This window comes from Paenibacillus sp. FSL H8-0122 (assembly GCF_038005345.1).
Classification (GTDB): domain Bacteria; phylum Bacillota; class Bacilli; order Paenibacillales; family Paenibacillaceae; genus Paenibacillus_AQ.
In genome coordinates, this window is record NZ_JBBOTB010000001.1 from 2,907,953 (window position 1) to 2,923,558 (window position 15,606).

At 52.9% G+C, this 15,606-nt stretch carries 12 protein-coding genes; 2 read left to right on the forward strand and 10 right to left on the reverse strand.

Going from position 1 to position 15,606, the window contains the following annotated elements:
• Positions 1 to 240: 240 nt before the first annotated feature.
• Positions 241 to 3,780: a glycosyl hydrolase 53 family protein gene (locus NSS64_RS12755; protein ID WP_341140341.1), complete on the reverse strand. Its 3,540-nt coding sequence runs from the start codon at positions 3,778 to 3,780 to the stop codon at positions 241 to 243.
• Between the two features lie 209 nt (positions 3,781 to 3,989).
• Between NSS64_RS12755 and NSS64_RS12760 the strand changes: the two genes are divergently transcribed.
• Positions 3,990 to 5,165 carry a serine hydrolase domain-containing protein gene (locus tag NSS64_RS12760; protein WP_341140342.1) on the forward strand — a complete coding sequence of 392 codons (1,176 nt, stop codon included), beginning with the start codon at positions 3,990 to 3,992 and terminating at the stop codon, positions 5,163 to 5,165.
• 204 nt (positions 5,166 to 5,369) lie between these two features.
• On the opposite strand, the gene NSS64_RS12765 is transcribed toward NSS64_RS12760, so the two are convergent.
• From NSS64_RS12765 to NSS64_RS12795, 7 genes are all read right to left on the reverse strand, one after another.
• Positions 5,370 to 6,281 (reverse strand): glycerophosphodiester phosphodiesterase, encoded by a 912-nt coding sequence (locus tag NSS64_RS12765; protein ID WP_341140343.1) that lies wholly within the window; start codon positions 6,279 to 6,281, stop codon positions 5,370 to 5,372.
• Positions 6,282 to 6,325: 44 nt separating this feature from the next.
• Positions 6,326 to 7,096 carry an endonuclease/exonuclease/phosphatase family protein gene (locus tag NSS64_RS12770; RefSeq protein ID WP_340992909.1) on the reverse strand — a complete coding sequence of 257 codons (771 nt, stop codon included), beginning with the start codon at positions 7,094 to 7,096 and terminating at the stop codon, positions 6,326 to 6,328.
• 234 nt (positions 7,097 to 7,330) lie between these two features.
• Positions 7,331 to 8,422 (reverse strand): PRK06851 family protein, encoded by a 1,092-nt coding sequence (locus NSS64_RS12775; protein WP_341140344.1) that lies wholly within the window; start codon positions 8,420 to 8,422, stop codon positions 7,331 to 7,333.
• Positions 8,423 to 8,585: 163 nt separating this feature from the next.
• Positions 8,586 to 9,296 (reverse strand): Crp/Fnr family transcriptional regulator, encoded by a 711-nt coding sequence (locus NSS64_RS12780; protein ID WP_340940782.1) that lies wholly within the window; start codon positions 9,294 to 9,296, stop codon positions 8,586 to 8,588.
• A gap of 40 nt (positions 9,297 to 9,336) precedes the next feature.
• Positions 9,337 to 9,519 (reverse strand): rubredoxin, encoded by a 183-nt coding sequence (gene rd / locus NSS64_RS12785; protein ID WP_341142807.1) that lies wholly within the window; start codon positions 9,517 to 9,519, stop codon positions 9,337 to 9,339.
• A 31-nt stretch (positions 9,520 to 9,550) separates the two neighbouring features.
• Positions 9,551 to 10,762, reverse strand: coding sequence for an NAD(P)/FAD-dependent oxidoreductase (locus tag NSS64_RS12790; RefSeq protein ID WP_341140345.1), 1,212 nt, complete (start codon positions 10,760 to 10,762; stop codon positions 9,551 to 9,553).
• Between the two features lie 16 nt (positions 10,763 to 10,778).
• On the reverse strand, positions 10,779 to 12,017 hold the full coding sequence (locus NSS64_RS12795) for an FprA family A-type flavoprotein (RefSeq protein ID WP_341140346.1): 1,239 nt from the start codon (positions 12,015 to 12,017) through the stop codon (positions 10,779 to 10,781).
• A 511-nt stretch (positions 12,018 to 12,528) separates the two neighbouring features.
• Here NSS64_RS12795 and NSS64_RS12800 point away from each other — a divergent pair.
• Positions 12,529 to 13,677: an epoxide hydrolase family protein gene (locus NSS64_RS12800; protein ID WP_341140347.1), complete on the forward strand. Its 1,149-nt coding sequence runs from the start codon at positions 12,529 to 12,531 to the stop codon at positions 13,675 to 13,677.
• A gap of 92 nt (positions 13,678 to 13,769) precedes the next feature.
• On the opposite strand, the gene NSS64_RS12805 is transcribed toward NSS64_RS12800, so the two are convergent.
• Positions 13,770 to 15,200, reverse strand: coding sequence for a M56 family metallopeptidase (locus NSS64_RS12805; protein ID WP_341140348.1), 1,431 nt, complete (start codon positions 15,198 to 15,200; stop codon positions 13,770 to 13,772).
• Positions 15,201 to 15,209: 9 nt separating this feature from the next.
• Complete coding sequence (locus NSS64_RS12810; protein WP_340940789.1) at positions 15,210 to 15,584, reverse strand: BlaI/MecI/CopY family transcriptional regulator; 375 nt, start codon at positions 15,582 to 15,584, stop codon at positions 15,210 to 15,212.
• Positions 15,585 to 15,606 lie beyond the last annotated feature (22 nt).

Here is a 15,606-nt window from a genome sequence, read left to right on the forward strand (position 1 = left end):
CGATGTCTCGGTTTTCCGACTACATTTGGCCCGTTCTTCTTCCTGCTGCCCAATGTGATCGGTTTTCCGACTATATTTCGTCCGTTCGCCTTCCTGCTGCCCAATGTGATCGGTTCTTCACCTACATGCGGCCCGGCTCCTTCGTAATCGAACTTTCCCATGCCAGTAAAAAGAGCAGCGCCCCCTAACCAGGAGAATCGCTGCTCTACTTCTACTTCTACTTCTCTCTAATCCTTCGGCTTACAGATTAAGCAGCAAACTCAATACCTTCGCACACTCTGCGCGCGTCGCATTGGCCTGGGGCTTGAGGAATCCGTCCGGAGTCCCTGTAATGATGCCTAGTGAACCGGCGGCACTCACGGCCTCCTTAGCCCAGCTGTCAATCTTGGCGGCATCGGCAAAAGCAGGCAAGGAACCTGCCGGAGCCTTGCTTCCAGAGCGCAGCTCGTAGGCTCTCACAAGCAGCGTTGCCATCTCTTGCCGTGTAATATGCGACTCGGGTGCGAACTTGCCGGTAGAGTCCCCTTTGACGATTCCGGCTGCAAAAGCGGCGGCCACATCGCCCGAATACCACTTGCTGCTGTCTATATCAGCGAACGAACTCAGGCCTTCCGCCTTCAGCCCAAGGGCACGGACAAGCATCGTAACGAATTCGGCCCGGGTCACTTCTCTCTTTGGTGCGAAGCGTCCTTCCCGGTCGCCCTCGATAATATGCTTGGCAGCCATCTCTTTAATCACTGAGTAGGCCCAATCCGCCGGACTCACATCTGCAAAGCTCTTGTCATACTCCAGTACAGCATAATTGCCGGATTGCCGTACCTGTGCAGTCAATACGGACTGTTCCCAGGTTCCGCCTGCATATTCAAGCGTTCCATCGTCTGCGGCCGCATAGACACCTGCAAGCATCGGGTTTCCGTTCTCCTGAAGCTTCAGGCGAAGATTGACTGGTTCCGCGAACGAGACCAGCGGAGTCTTCACTCCCTGCTGATTCAGCACAGACAGCCTGAGATTGAACATTTCTCCGGCTGTTCTCAGTTCAGCTTCACTCTTCTTATTAGCCTGAAGTGTCCAGGCCGTCTTCTGCTCTGGGGACCATGGCTCAAGCACGACAGAGATCATCGAGCCCTTCTGCTGCTGCCCGGCTAAGCCTTGAAGCTGCTGCACAACCTGGCCTGGAATCTCTACAGCCACCGTCTTGCCTTCCACCTTCAGGCCAGCTATTCCCTTAAGAGCCGCGGCGTCAGCGGGAATTCTTACTTCGCTCTGCCCCTCAGCCAGTGGGATCACAATCTGGTTCTGGGTATTCACCTTCGGCTCAGTTACAGTCAGAATCGCCGGCTGCGGCGTGGCTGGCGGTGTAGCTGACGCTTGAGCTGTTGCCTGCGGTGCTGTCCAGCCTGAACCGGAGTCCGTTCCTGGTGCCGTAGCCGGGCTTGGCACAGGACTGGCTGCCGGACTTGGTACAGGATTCTCTTCCGGGCTAGTTACCGGTTCTGTTACCGGAGGTGTCACCGGCTCCGTTACCGGAGGTGTCACTGGCACTGTAACCGGAGGTGTCACTGGTTCACTCGGTTCATTGGGTTCACTTGGTTCACCAGGAACCTCAGGTGTAGTTGTGCTATTGCGCACGAAGGTCACCTCTTGCAGATAGCCGTAATGATTATCCGAGTCCGTGATGACCTTGAAGCCCAGCGATGCACTTCCGTCTTCCCCTATGTGCACATGCTTTAGCGTCAGAGTCCGGGGCTTCAGCCAGGCGCTGCCTGAATAGGTAACAGGCACCGAATACGTCTGTCCCTCGGAGATCACATACATTACCGAACCGGGAGATGGTTCACCCTTGTCTCCGAAGATTTTGGCCTGGAGGGTATAGGTTCCGGGCGCAAGTCCTGTCATTTCATGAGTAAGGTTGAAGTTAATCGGCTTGTCATCCCCGTAATCGAAGCCGCCTGAAGCATTGCTGTCACCGAAGGTAGCAGGCTTGGAACCGCTCAGATACCAGTCGGACTTAGCACCGTTGACTGTTAGATGATCGGTGCTGACGGCTCCGGCTTTTTTGATCAGCTTGAAGTCATCAATATTCCCCCACTTGTCTCCCGCAGATTTCAGATTAGCGCCTAGTGTCAGTGTTCCATCTGTAACCTCAACGGTATCGATGGTTGGATTACTCCATTGCTGCCAGCCTGTGTTGACAAACTGCTGCTTCTGATTGCCCGCAAAAATCTCAGCGGTCTCTTCCCCGCCGTTACCCGAGACCCAAGCGGATAACTGATAGGTACCATTCTCAAGTCCGGTGACCGTCTGGGAGATTTGGAATTCCGCAGCCCCTGAGCTCCAGTAGTGCAGTGCAGCCGAACCGGAATGGGCATCCGACTCCACATTGACCGCCGTGCTGTCGCCGCTTACGGTCCAGCCGTTCAGCCCGTCCTCGAAGCCGGGATTCTGAATGAAGCTTGTGCTTGGCGAGACTGTGATCTCCGTTGAATCTGTAAATCCGCCGTCATACGTAACCGCTGTTACTGTAGAGGTGCCCGCAGATAGCCCGGAGATCGTTCCTTTATACTTGTCTACCTTGACGATGGCTTCATCAGAGCTGGTAAAGGTCAGCCCCTTATAGGTTGCATTCCCCGGGCTGATCGTTGCCTTGACGCTGCCGGTTCCGCCTACTTCAAGGATTTCGGTCTGCTTCTCCACTTTTACCGACTGAACCGGCACCCGGTTGATTGCAGAAGCACCGTCGATAAAAGCATCCATCGCGAAGGAAGGTGTTCCGTCCGGATTCCAGGCAGACAGCCCATATCCGAAATAGACGCCCTCGGGTGCCCAATAGAACACGCCTGTTCCCTGGCCGCCAGGTACAGCCTTCACGCCATTCTGAACAGCAACCAGCATGTTGTATACATTATCTACATTCTTGCTCACATCGCCGCCAACCTCAACGACCATGACTTCTTTGCCATATTTTGCAGCCAAAAGGTTCATATTGGAGGACAATTCATTAATCGAAGAAGTGAAGATCGAATCCGGGTAATAGGATAACCCGATGATGTCATAATCGCTGTCCTTAAGCCCCGCTTCGACCAGACCTGCATAGAACGGATCTACACCGGTGTCTGCCCCGTTGGCTCTGTGAATAATGATTTTGGTCTCAGGAAAAACAGCCTTGGCCGCATGTGATCCCGCCTGGATCAATTCCACCAGATTCGCCGTATTGCTATAGCTGCCCAGCGGATGCATCATCCCGTTATTAATCTCATTGCCAATCTGCACCCACTCAGGGGTTACCCCCGCAGTCTTCAGCGCTTGCATCACCTCTGTGGTATACTCCGAGACATGTGCTTTGAGCTGCTCCAGATTATCACCGGCCCAGGCTGCCGGAGTTACCTGCTTGCCGGGATCGGCCCAGGAATCACTGTAGTGCAGATCTACCATCACCCGAAATCCGAGAGCGCTTACACGAGAGGCCAGCTGAACCAGCTCTTCGGTGCTGTTATGCCCGTTAATCGGATCATCGGACGGATCGACGAAGGCCCGGAGGCGTATGGAATCAATGCCGTGATCCTTCAGAATCTGGAGCAGATCCGCTTCGTCTCCCTGATCGTTATAGAATTTGTAACCTTGAGCTTCCATTTGCGGCAGCCAGCTGACATCTGCGCCCTTGGCGAAGGATTGCGGAATAGGAACCGCTCCGGCTTGTGCCGGTAATCCAAGTGCAGTCAGCGACATGATTAGCATTGTAAAAGTAAGAACCGCCGCAAGCCATCTTGTTCTCTGTTTCAAAATATTACCTCCCTGTGATAGTCTCTCCGTTAGTATAGACGACCCGAAAGGTAACATTGAATTAAGCGAAGCAACGAAAACCTATACTTATTCAATTTTTTCACTGAAATGCGCTTACATTCCACTCTGAAAGACGTATAATATTCTCTATGCGAAATGCTATTCCCCCTGGAATATAGATAACGGTTCATATCAAAGGAGACCTAGAGATGCTGGATTCTAACACAACCCGCCTAATTACCAAAGCGCTAAGCGCAAGCATTGCCAATAAGGAAATCGCCGGTGCGAACTTCATGGTGCTTCAGGATGGACAAGAAAGCTGGTATCACGAAGACGGCTATGCCGATATTGAAGCTGGACGCAAGATGTCCAGGGATTCGATCTTCCGACTATACTCGATGACAAAGCCGGTTACCGCCGCAGCCGTTATGCTGCTCCTGGAGCGCGGGGAGATCGACCTGTTCGATCCGGTCAGCCAGTACATACCCGGATTCAAAAATCAAAAGGTAGAGAAGAACGGCGAGCTTGAGCCCGTGAGCCGGGAGGTTGATATTAATGACCTGCTGAACATGACCTCTGGCCTGGTCTACGGCGGAGAAGACCTGGCGGGTCAGTATACGGATGCATTGTTCCAGGAACTCGACAGCCGTCTGCTGGGCGATAATCCGATGAGCACACAGGAATTCGCCAATCGGCTGGGCGAAGGCCCGCTGTCCTTCGAGCCGGGATCATCCTGGCAGTATGGCACCTCTGCGGATGTCCTCGGTGCATTAGTTGAAGTCGTCAGCGGCATGCGGTACGGCGAATTCCTGCAGCAGGAGATCTTCGGTCCGCTGCAGATGAAGGATACCGGCTTCTGGCTGCCCGAAGACAAGAGAGACCGGCTGGCCTGCGTCTACCAGGATGACGGCGAAGGCGGCTTGAGCCGGTATTCAGCGAGTCACCTGGGCGTTAACCATCATATGGACCGGGAGGCGGCTTATGAAGCAGGCGGAGCCGGGCTGGTCTCGACCATTGAGGATGCCGCCAAATTCACCACCATGCTGATCAATCAGGGCAGCTTGAACGGAGTGGAGCTGCTGAAGCCCCGCACCGTTCAGTTTATGACCTCAGCCAGCTTGACCAGCTTGCAGCAGCAAGGCTTCAATCCCTGGCATTCGCTGCAAGGCTACAGCTATGGCAATCAGATGCGCATCCTGACCGATCCCGGTCAAGCCGGAGGGCTCGGCAGCCTGGGAGAATACGGCTGGGACGGCTGGCTTGGAGCTTATTTTGCCAATTGTCCGCTGGAACGTCTGACCATCCTGTTCATGATCCAGAAGAAGGATGCCGGTACCCTGCCCATTACGCGCAAGCTGCGGAATATCGTGTTAAGCGCATTTTAAGCACAACAAGTGGAAACGGCATTGCCGTCCTTTTAAAGGACGGTACCGTTTCAGCGAGAAATAGAAGGATAATTTATCGTGTGCAACCTATAAATTCTTATATTTCGCTAAGGGTCCAGTTCATATCCGGGTATCGGACAAGAACTGGACCCTTCTTCTGGCCTTTTATAGTAAATGAGCGGTCTGTCCCCCCAGCCTCCACTCCTACCATTTGGCATTTGCCCTGTTGGCGGCAATCACTTCAAGGAAGCGGTCGGGATAATTCGTATGCACTCCGTCTACTCCCCAAGAATAGGCTTTATCCATATTAAGCTGGTAGTTCACCGTGTACGGGATGATCTTGAGCCCGGCTCTCTTCACCTGAGCCACATAAGCCCCGCTGATTCCCTGGAAATTCGGACTGATGCCTACGGCATAGGTCTTCACAGTATCGAGATAGGACTGAGTCACCCTCGTAGCCGCATAATCATTCCATACCAGCTGATATAGCGGAATATCCGGGTTGATCGCATGAAGCTCCCGCAGACTGGCTGCGCTGAAGGAGTGAACGGATACTCTTTTGGCGAGATCATATTTCAATATCGTTTCATTCAGGATCGCTTCTATCCCGAACTTCGGGGCAGGCTCCTTGATCTCGATCACATAGTTCATGTCCTTGCCGAACCTCTCGAATACTTCTTCAAGCGTGGGGACGGTAAGCCCAATATAGAGATCTCTGGCGAACATCGGGTAGTCCTGATTGAACCAGGTGCCTGCATCGAGCTGCTTGATCTGCTCCAGGGTCATATTCTTCACGAAGCCCTTGCCGCTCGTAGTACGGTTAACCGTCTCGTCATGAATCACAACCGGAATCAGGTCTTTGGTCAGATGGATATCGAGCTCAATCGAGTCGGCATTCATCTCACGCGCCAGCTCGAAGGCCGGTATCGTATTCTCAGGAGCATAACCGGACGCGCCGCGGTGGGCAATCGTATAGACTTTGTCTGCCGGTTCGATGATCTCCTTCACCTTCACCCGGATGACCGGAGAGTACGCATACAGTGTGGAGAACAGGGATATACACAATACAATATGCACTCCGATAAAATAACCCTTATGTCTGAAGATCCTCATCATGCCGTTGTCCCCATTTGTGTGTGATTATATCCGGGCTTCGCCCGTCAGATTTCCAAAGTTGCTGTAACAGGATAATGATCCGAAGGGTATTTCCGGTCGAAGCTGTCGGTTACTGTCCGAGTCTTCAGTACTTTCACCTGCTTGTCCGTAAAAATATAATCGATCTCCATCAGCTCATCCCATGGAATATCGTAGCGAAAATCGGTGAATGTACCCCAAGGGCCATAATGTGCCTCAGCCGCCCTACGGGTATCAGTCAGCTGCGCTGTAATCTCCCGGTAGCATCGTTCGTCCGGTAAAGCATTGAAGTCCCCTGTGATCACAACCGGGAGATTTCCGCCTAGATTACGGACCCAGTCCAGAATCATCAGTGCGCCGCGGTATCTGGCTTCCTCGCTGATATGGTCCAGATGGGTATTCACAAAGTGAATCCGGTTCCCGTTTCTTGTGTCCTGCAGCCTCACCCAGGTGCAGATCCGGTTGTACGCTGAGTCCCAGGACTTGGAAGGAACTTCCGGCGTTTCCGACAGCCAGAAGGTGCCTCCGTCTTCTTTGGTGAATACCGACTTGTTATAAAAAACCGGGCAGTGCTCACTATCAGGATCATGATCACGGCTGATGCCTTCCACCTCATAATCCTCAAGTGACGCCAGGTATTTCAGCTGATTGCCCCGCGCCTCCTGCAGTCCGAAGACGTCCCAGCGGTAATGCCTGATCAGGCGCAGCATATGCTCCTTGCGTAACGCCCAGCGGTTCTCTCCGTCTGCCGGATTGTCAAGGCGGATATTGAAGGAAGCCACTTCGTAAGTAGTCATTGATATTCTCTCCCCTTTGGAATGTAAACGTTTTTAATGATCTCTGGTTACATATTTAAGGTTATAAGTTTATACCTTGATGAAGAACGCGTCAACCGGCAGGAGCGCACCACACTGGCCCGCAGCCATATCCGTTTGTTAAAGAATCCGGTTAAGCCGAAAAAGGCCTTACCCTGCGGATAGCAAATACCTCCGCAGGATAAGCCCCGAGACTGGCTCAGATCCTATTAACCGCTAAGCCTGCATACTATTCAGTTCAGCAGATATCCGGTTTCTGGCGGCATTCACCACGCTAAAATCCATCGCGGCAATATAAATTTCCTTTAACTCATCCCGGTGCACCTTGGCCTCTGCCAGTGCAGCTATCGCCGTTTTCATTGTGGCTTTATATTGTGCGCTTACTTCCTCTAGCGGCCCGGCGAGGCGTTCATCTGTTCCCGGTGCAACAATGGCTTCATACGTATCGATGATTACGTCTCCTTCCCGCTCCGGGTCATATTCATGCGGGCTGGTGCTGTCAAAGATGGCAAAACCAAGCTCACGCACAATGACCATATCCAGACTGTGGGGATCAAATCCGCAATGATAGATTTCCGTATCAAAGCCCCTCTTCTCCGCTTCGGCGGCGATTTTGCGGAGTATCGTTGATTTGCCTGTTCCGGCCCGGCCTTTGAGGAAGAAGCGTCTGGACAGCCCTTCGGTCAGATTAGGGACAAAGTCAACTGCTCCTGCCGGCGTTGCTGCGCCCAGAAACCGGTGCTTAATGTCAGCGCTTCTCTGAAGATGAGCTTCACCAAACAGCTGTTCCAGCATCAGGGCCGTTAATTGATCCGCCTTACTGAAGTCCATATGCCCGAAGTAAATCTTTTCCCATTCGTCATGAATGCTCAGGGCCTCCGCAAATCTGCTGTACGCCGCCGCATAGGCACCAGCAACCTTCTGATTGATCTCCTCAATGCTCTCCCTTTGGCTGGTAAGTGCTGCCGAGTCCCACGCTTCGCCCAGGTTCACGTAATCCCGAGCCGCTCCGGGAGCCTTGGGTTCGATCACGTGGGGCGCCGTCCCGTCAACAATGCCCGCGCCAAGCGCCGGAATAATCACCCCGTCAATGGAATCCTTATCGGATGAACAATGGATCAGCTCAATATCGTATCCCCGCTCCGCCCATTCCGTACCGATTGCTCTCATCAGGGAGGATTTCCCGGTACCGGGACCGCCTTTCAGTATGAATATCCGCCGGAGCCCTTGAAGATTCGATTCGAACAAACTGTAGTAGCCGAGAGCCGTATTGCCGTCTACAAAATATCTTAAAATCCCCGCAGCCATACACCCACTTCCTTTCCCGTTGTCGCCTGGTAGGCTTATAACCATACAATATGCGTCAGGTATTTGTAAGGTGCCTGGCGCGGGAATTACGTCCAGTCCACGTGAAAGCGGCATCCCCATCATCAAATGACAGAAATGCCGCTTATTCTATATTTCAATCCCCTTAAATTCCCATGAACCGCTCCACACCCGCCGGGTCCATGACCACCATCTGCTTGTTGCCGATCAGCTTGATCAGACCGGAGTCCTCGAAGCGGGAGAACTTCCGGCTGATGGTCTCGCGGGTCACTCCGACATAACTGGCCAGCTCTTCCCGGGACAGCGGGAGGTCGATATGTACGCGTCCGCCGCGCGGCTTGCCGTATTTCTCGCTCAGCTCCATGATCATATACGCGATCCGGATTTCCGGGTCTTTGGTCGCCAGACTCTGCGCCAGATTCTCGGTGTGGGCGAGCCGTTTGGTTAAGCTTTTGAGCAAGCGCAGGGAGATGTCAGGATTCTCGGTCATTAACTGCTCCATATCGCTGCGGGTCAGCAGGCAGATATTGGTGTCTTTCAGCGCATACGCACTGAAGTTGCTAAGCTCGTCGCTGTTGAAGATACTGAGTTCCCCGAAGAAATCCCCGTTCGTCAGGATATGCAGAATCTGTTCCTTTCCTTCGGGCGTAATCTTGGATAACTTCACATGTCCCTGCTGAATAATGTACAGCGTATCGGACGGCGCGCCTTCGAGAATTAGCGGCTGGCCCTTGGTGAATTTACGGTGCTTAATCATCGCGCTGATCCGGGTAAGATCCTCATCGGTCAGCGCGGCAAAAATCGGTACCTTGCGTGTACAAGGTTCTGCGGCGTGCTGGCAGGAATGCTCTTTCATACCGTTCCCCCTGTAATGTGAAATGTGAAGCCTTAATCCACTAATGAGCAATTGTGTTCTTTTCCTCAACGGGTACGAAATGGCTGGTGTCCTCACCGCAGATCGGGCAGACCCAATCTTCCGGCAGATCCTCGAACGCTGTTCCGGCAGCTACATCCTCATCGGGATCGCCTACCGCCGGGTTGTAGATGTAGCCGCAAGGGGTACAGATATACTTTTTCATCATACTCATCTCCTATATTCTTAGTAGTTAATCAGTTCAGAACAGACTGCGCTTCCGCTATAATGTCTTCGATGCTCTTGCCGTCAGCACTCCCGCTCAGCCGGACGCCCTGCTCAACAGCCGCCTTGTAAGCCAGCGAAGCCGCAGCGCCCTGCCAGGACAACGCCCCGACAATGACATGATCCTTCACAAAAATCCGTGTATACGCCCCGTTCTCTTCACCGCATACTGACTCATCGCAATTCCGCTCATCGGTGTTGCCGATGGAGAACAACGACACCCCGAACGCATTGAACAAGGTCACCGGAACCGCTCTGCGGTATACACTCCGGGCTTCGGCCATATTGCTCCCTGCAATCCTGCCCTGTTCCATCGCTCCGCCCCACAGGCCTTCCACCAGCCCGCCGAACTCGGCAACGTCACCCGCTGCATAGATATCCGGAGCACTCGTCTGCAGATATTCATCCACAATAATGCCGCTGCGGACCTCAATCTTCGAGCCGTCAACCAGAGCAGTATTCGGAACAATCCCAATGGAGTAGACCACATGGTCACACGGGAAGCTCGTGCCGTCATTCAGCGTAACTCCAGTGACAACCTCTGTCCCCTCTATGGAAGCCACACCCGCTTGAAGAATCACCTTCACCCCGGATTGTTCAAGGGTTTCTTGCAGATGCTTGGAAGAGTAGCTGTCGAGCTGTCTGGCCATCAGGGCAGGTGCGTATTCAACCACAGTTACCGTATACCCTGCTTCGTGAAGCGCCCAAGCGGTCTCAATCCCCTGCACCCCTCCGCCGATGACGGTTACGCGGCTGCCTTCCTTAAGACTATCCTTCAGCCGGTCTGCGTCAGCCAGCTCCCGGATGCTGTGTACGTTGGCAAGTCCGGCACCCTGGATGCTTAATGCGCGGTTCTTCGCCCCCATGCAGAGCAGCAGCTTATGGTATTCCACACATTGGCCGCTCTCTGTCTCTACCGTCTGGCGCTCCGGGTGGATGGATACGATGCGGGTGGACGACTGCACAGTAATGCGGTTATCGCGGTACCATTTCTCCTTCTTGATCAGAACCTTCTCGCTATGCAGATCGGTGAACAGGCCCTTGGTCAGCTTGATCCGGTTGTACGGCAGGCCGCTCTCTTCCCCGAGAATGGAGATTTCCGAGTCCGTGTCCTGATCGCGGATCGCTTTGGCGGCATGGACGGCGGTTACACCGCCGCCAACAATTACGTAATGCTTCGTCATGTTCGCTTCCTCCTCCCTAGATTGAACTGAGCAGCAGATCCGAGACAAATTCGGTTGCATGCTTAATCTTCTGGACCTTCTCAGGCTCTCTTGGAGAGAATCTCACCCGGACGGGGAACTCCACATGGGTCATGCCGGTGGTTTTGATCACCTCAGAGGTGCTCTGTACAATCATGTTCGTTCCGTTCAGGTAATCCTGAATCACCTCGATCGCTTCTCCGCTCCAGCCGTAGGAGCCAAACGCCGTGGCAAGCTTACCTTCCAGGTTCATCTCCTGCATGCCCTTCAGCACTTCCTCCAGGTTCCCGATCATATCTGCATACTTCGTGGAGCTGCCGATGAAGACGGCGTCTGCCGATTCGATGCTGTGGAGGATGTCAGCGGTGCTGCTTTTATCTGCGTTCCAGACTTCGGTCTCAATATTGTTCTCCTTCAGGCAATTCTCAATGATCGCGGCCATCTTCTTCGTGCTGTTCTTGATGGTGGTGTAGACAATGACAGCCTTCTTGCCCTGGGTAGTCTCCCGGCTCATGGTGGCATACAGCCCGATGAACTTAGGAATGTCCTCGCGGATCAGGAATCCGTGGGAGGGTGCAATCATGCGGATCTCCAGATCCTTCACCGCTTCCAGCAGCGTTCTTACATATCTTCTGTGCGGATGGATAATGGCTGCATAATAGCCTTTGTAATCTTCAGTGATATCGAAGCCTGCTTCATCGCTGAACAGATGCTCAGCAGCCACATGTGTACTGAAAATATCGCAAGGGAACAGGATCTTGTCTTCCACACAGTACGTAATCATCGTTTCTGCGGTGTGGAGGTACGGCGTTTCTTTGAACAGCAGGGTTTTGCCGCCGATATCCAGGGTGTCTCCGTCCTTCACCACCAGGAAGTTGCGGCTGTGCAGCTTATACATCTCCTGCAGCTCCGGCACAGCGATCTCGGTGCAGACAATCGTAGCATTCAGGGCCTGTGCCGCCAGTGCCGCCAGTCCGCCGGAGTGGTCAGGCTCGGTATGGTTAATGACGATGTAATGAATATCCATAAGATCAATCATTCCGGCGAGACACTCGGCATATTCGCGGCCGAACTCCATATCTACCGTATCAATGACGGTCGGCTTGCCTGTTTTGAGGAGATAGGAATTATAGGTGGTGCCCTTGGCGAGAATCAGGCGGTGGAACGGGACTTCACGGTTGTCTATTTTGCCTACCCAGTGGATGCCCTCGGCGATTTGTCTGGTTTGTGTACTCATTAGTGTTAGCCTCCAATATTTGATTGATAATCCTTATCAGCAACCTCATTCTATTACGCCAGCCGCTGCAAAAGGAGGATTCAAATCAAATTTCGGAAGTTTGTGAAACCTTTCATTAGGTATACTCTTAATGTAGCCTAATTCACGGAAGATGTGGTGCGTGTGGTCACAGACGGGGGTGGAAATCTAATTTAAGTGGATTTAAGCTACTGCTATCTAGTTCGTACTTGTAGGTTTTCGGTTATGGGTACAGCCGTGACTCCAGAGAATGTTTGGCCCTCCGGCCGCTGTTGTCCCCAGATTTCTTGATTAAACCGCTAATCGCGGTAGAAATCCAAATACAAAGGCGGTCGCCAACGCTCCTCCAGTTCCAAATTTCCCCTCCGCTTCTTTTTGCTTTTTGTTAATTTCTCTAAAACGTCTTATACATTAAATACCTTACTCTCATACTTATCAAGTATAGTTGTATTATCGATGGTGCTGAACTTATCACACATAAGGAGCGATCGTAATGACGGTTGAACGTTATCAAATCCATGTTGCCGATGAAGTCCTGGAGGATCTGAAATACAGACTGGAGCATGTCCGCTGGCCTGGTATGTTCGAAGAATCTGGATGGGACCGGGGGACAGATCAGGCGTATCTGAAATCCCTTATTGCCTATTGGCGGGATCAATTCGATTGGCGGACCCGTGAATCGGAGCTGAACAAGCTGGCACATTACCGCTGCAAGGTGGACGGGCTGGATATACATTTCGTGCATGAACGCGGCCAAGGCCCTAATCCCCACCCGCTGATCCTCACTCACGGATGGCCGGACAGCTTCTTGCGTTACGAAAAGATTATTCCCATGCTTACAGATCCGGCGAGCTACGGCGGAAATCCTGAAGATGCCTTCGATGTGATCGTGCCTTCTGTACCCGGATTCGGCTTCTCGAACGGACTGAAGCGCACGGGCATCAGCAATTCCCATATCGCCGGGCTATGGGCCACATTAATGACCGAACACCTGGGTTACAGCAAATTCGCTGCGGCAGGCGGAGATATCGGCTCCGGTGTGACCCGGTATCTGGCCTTCAACCATCCTGAGGTGCTAAGCGGAATTCATCTAACCGACATCGGCCTGATCAAGAATCTGCTGGCGGTGCAGGATAAGTCTGACCTGACGGAAGAGGAGCAATTGTATATCCGAAACACCTCACAATGGATCGCCGAGGAAGGCGGATATATGCAGATTCAGTCGACGAAGCCGCAGACGATTGCTTACGGGCTGACCGATTCCCCTGTGGGTCTGGCGGCTTGGATCATTGAGAAATTCCGGGCATGGAGTGATTGTAAGGGCGATCTGCGGCAAAGCTTCAGCGAGGATGAGTTACTTACGAATATTATGATTTATTGGATTACAAATACGGCAGGCTCGTCCGCGAATTTGTATTATGAGAATACACATACTTTGCCGCCTTTGGGGGCGATTAAGGTGCCTACAGCGGTAGCGCTATACCCTGGGGATGTCTGTCTGCCGCCCAGAGCCTGGGCTGAACGCAATCTGAATATTACACGGTGGACCACGATGCCCCGCGGTGGACATTTCACAGCTATGGAAGATCCGGGACCGCCGGCGGATGACATCCGTGAATTCTTCAGACCTTTCAGGGATTAGAACGTGTTTGTGAAAAAAACAGGGGCAGCCTCCGCTTGGGAAGCTGCCCCTGACTGTGATTATATACCGGCAGGTTGAATGCAGGATGTTTATTACTTTGCTGGTGCTGGAACGCTCTCTGCCGGAGCCGGCACTAGCTCCGGAAGCGCCTCTGCGATGGCCTCTTCCTGGGCAGGGACCGGCGCAGGGGCAAGCCCGGAATCCGATTGGGCTGCGCTTGCTTTCGGTACTGTTACTGGAGCACTCTCCTCAGGGGCTGCTACAAGCTCAGGCAGCGGCTGGGCAATTATTTCTGCTTGAGCAGATCCTGGAGACTGCTCAGCGGGAACCGTTACAGAATCAGCAGATTCAGATGGCCCAGCAACAAGTTGTCCTGCTTTATACTCCTGGGCGGGGATGGTGCTGCTCTCGGCAGGCTGGGTTCCAGAACCTTTGGCTGGCTTGGTTATTTTACCTTCAGGCACTGTAGAAGCCGCAATTTCGGAAGCGGCATTATCAGAAGAAGTATACTCCGAGTCGGCGACTACTTGCGGTGTCATCTTGGAGGCCAATGCCGCCGTAGAGGTGCCGATCCCTGCAATTAATAGGGCTGCGGTGACCGATAGGAAGAGGGTCTGTCTGTTTAGTTTTTTGACGTTAAGCATATGGGTTAATCTCCTTTGTAATTGTTTGCCGTCACCGGATAATAAGGCGTAGAAAGCTCCGGGTTGACTGGTGGGCCCTGCCATGACATTCAGAATTGTCCCGCCGTAACGTTTGCGGTCGGCATGAGACATCTCTTGCACCACTTCCTGGTCACAGGTCAGCTCGCTCCAGGTATGAAGCTCATGACGAACCGTGTGAACTAGCGGGTTGTACCAATGTAATGTACGGACTGCAAGCAGTGCAGCCTTGATCCACAGATCCTTCCGCTTCAGATGAACCAATTCATGGCGCAGGACCATCTCCATATCCAGATTGGGATGACTCTGTATAGGCAAATAGATCGACGGTCTCCATAGACCTGCCAGAAAAGGACTGCGTGCGACAGAACTGTACGCGAGCTTCACGCTACATGTGAGGCCAAGCTCCTCCTTGATACTCTTTAGCATCATGGCTGGCTCACTATTCTCCGGTACCATGGTACGGTTACGCTTAAGTACTCTGGTAAACCTGCGGTACGCATATCCTTGCCAGGCGGCAAAAATGATGGCTCCCGCTGCCCAGATCCCTAACAGGATATATGCGGTACTTGCGGTAAGGGCTAGAGCAGGCTGCAGAGATTCCGCTACATACCCGGTTAGCCTCCCACTCTGGGGATTCTGTACACTTGTGGCTACGCGCGGCGCGCTTAGGTGTTGGGATAACCACGGCAGGATCAGAGCTATAGGGATCAAATAAAAGACTAAGGACAGCTTAATGAGTCCGTAGCGCCATCGGGCCGGGAAATGTCCGGTGGAGAACCTCCCCAGTGCCTGAATGCTGAGTGTAACTACGCTTCCGGCAACGGTTAGCGGGATTAGAATATCGAGTAAGGTCTTCATCGTCATCACCTACTTTTCCGAGAACCAGTGCTTCAGCTCATCAATATCCTGGTCCGACAGCTTGTCGCCATCATACATGGCTGAGATCAGATTCTTGACAGAGCCCTGATACAGCCCGTCCAGGACATGCTGAGTCTCGACCAGCTTATACTCTTCAGGCGAAATCACCGGGGTATATTTGTTTAACCGGCCATGCCTGGTGGCAGTCAGAAACCCTTTATCCACTAACCGTGACAGAAAGGTGGAGATCGTCTGCGCCTTCCAGTCACGTCCCTTGTGCGCAAACTGGTTCAGCAGCTCCGTTGAAGTTACTGGCGGCGTACTCGCCCAAATGGCTTCCATTAGCTCTAATTCTGTATCCGATAGCTTGTGAATCTTGCTCACCGTGAACACCTCTTCATTTCGT

What these genes read in the sequence shown, in the direction of transcription:
- NSS64_RS12760 (WP_341140342.1), top strand. Translation starts at nt 3,990, where the DNA reads ATGCTGGATTCTAACACAACCCGCCTAATTACCAAAGCGCTAAGCGCA.
- NSS64_RS12765 (WP_341140343.1), bottom strand. Translation starts at nt 6,281, where the DNA reads ATGATGAGGATCTTCAGACATAAGGGTTATTTTATCGGAGTGCATATT.
- NSS64_RS12770 (WP_340992909.1), bottom strand. Translation starts at nt 7,096, where the DNA reads ATGACTACTTACGAAGTGGCTTCCTTCAATATCCGCCTTGACAATCCG.
- NSS64_RS12775 (WP_341140344.1), bottom strand. Translation starts at nt 8,422, where the DNA reads ATGGCTGCGGGGATTTTAAGATATTTTGTAGACGGCAATACGGCTCTC.
- NSS64_RS12780 (WP_340940782.1), bottom strand. Translation starts at nt 9,296, where the DNA reads ATGAAAGAGCATTCCTGCCAGCACGCCGCAGAACCTTGTACACGCAAG.
- rd (WP_341142807.1), bottom strand. Translation starts at nt 9,519, where the DNA reads ATGAAAAAGTATATCTGTACCCCTTGCGGCTACATCTACAACCCGGCG.
- NSS64_RS12790 (WP_341140345.1), bottom strand. Translation starts at nt 10,762, where the DNA reads ATGACGAAGCATTACGTAATTGTTGGCGGCGGTGTAACCGCCGTCCAT.
- NSS64_RS12795 (WP_341140346.1), bottom strand. Translation starts at nt 12,017, where the DNA reads ATGAGTACACAAACCAGACAAATCGCCGAGGGCATCCACTGGGTAGGC.
- NSS64_RS12800 (WP_341140347.1), top strand. Translation starts at nt 12,529, where the DNA reads ATGACGGTTGAACGTTATCAAATCCATGTTGCCGATGAAGTCCTGGAG.
- NSS64_RS12805 (WP_341140348.1), bottom strand. Translation starts at nt 15,200, where the DNA reads ATGAAGACCTTACTCGATATTCTAATCCCGCTAACCGTTGCCGGAAGC.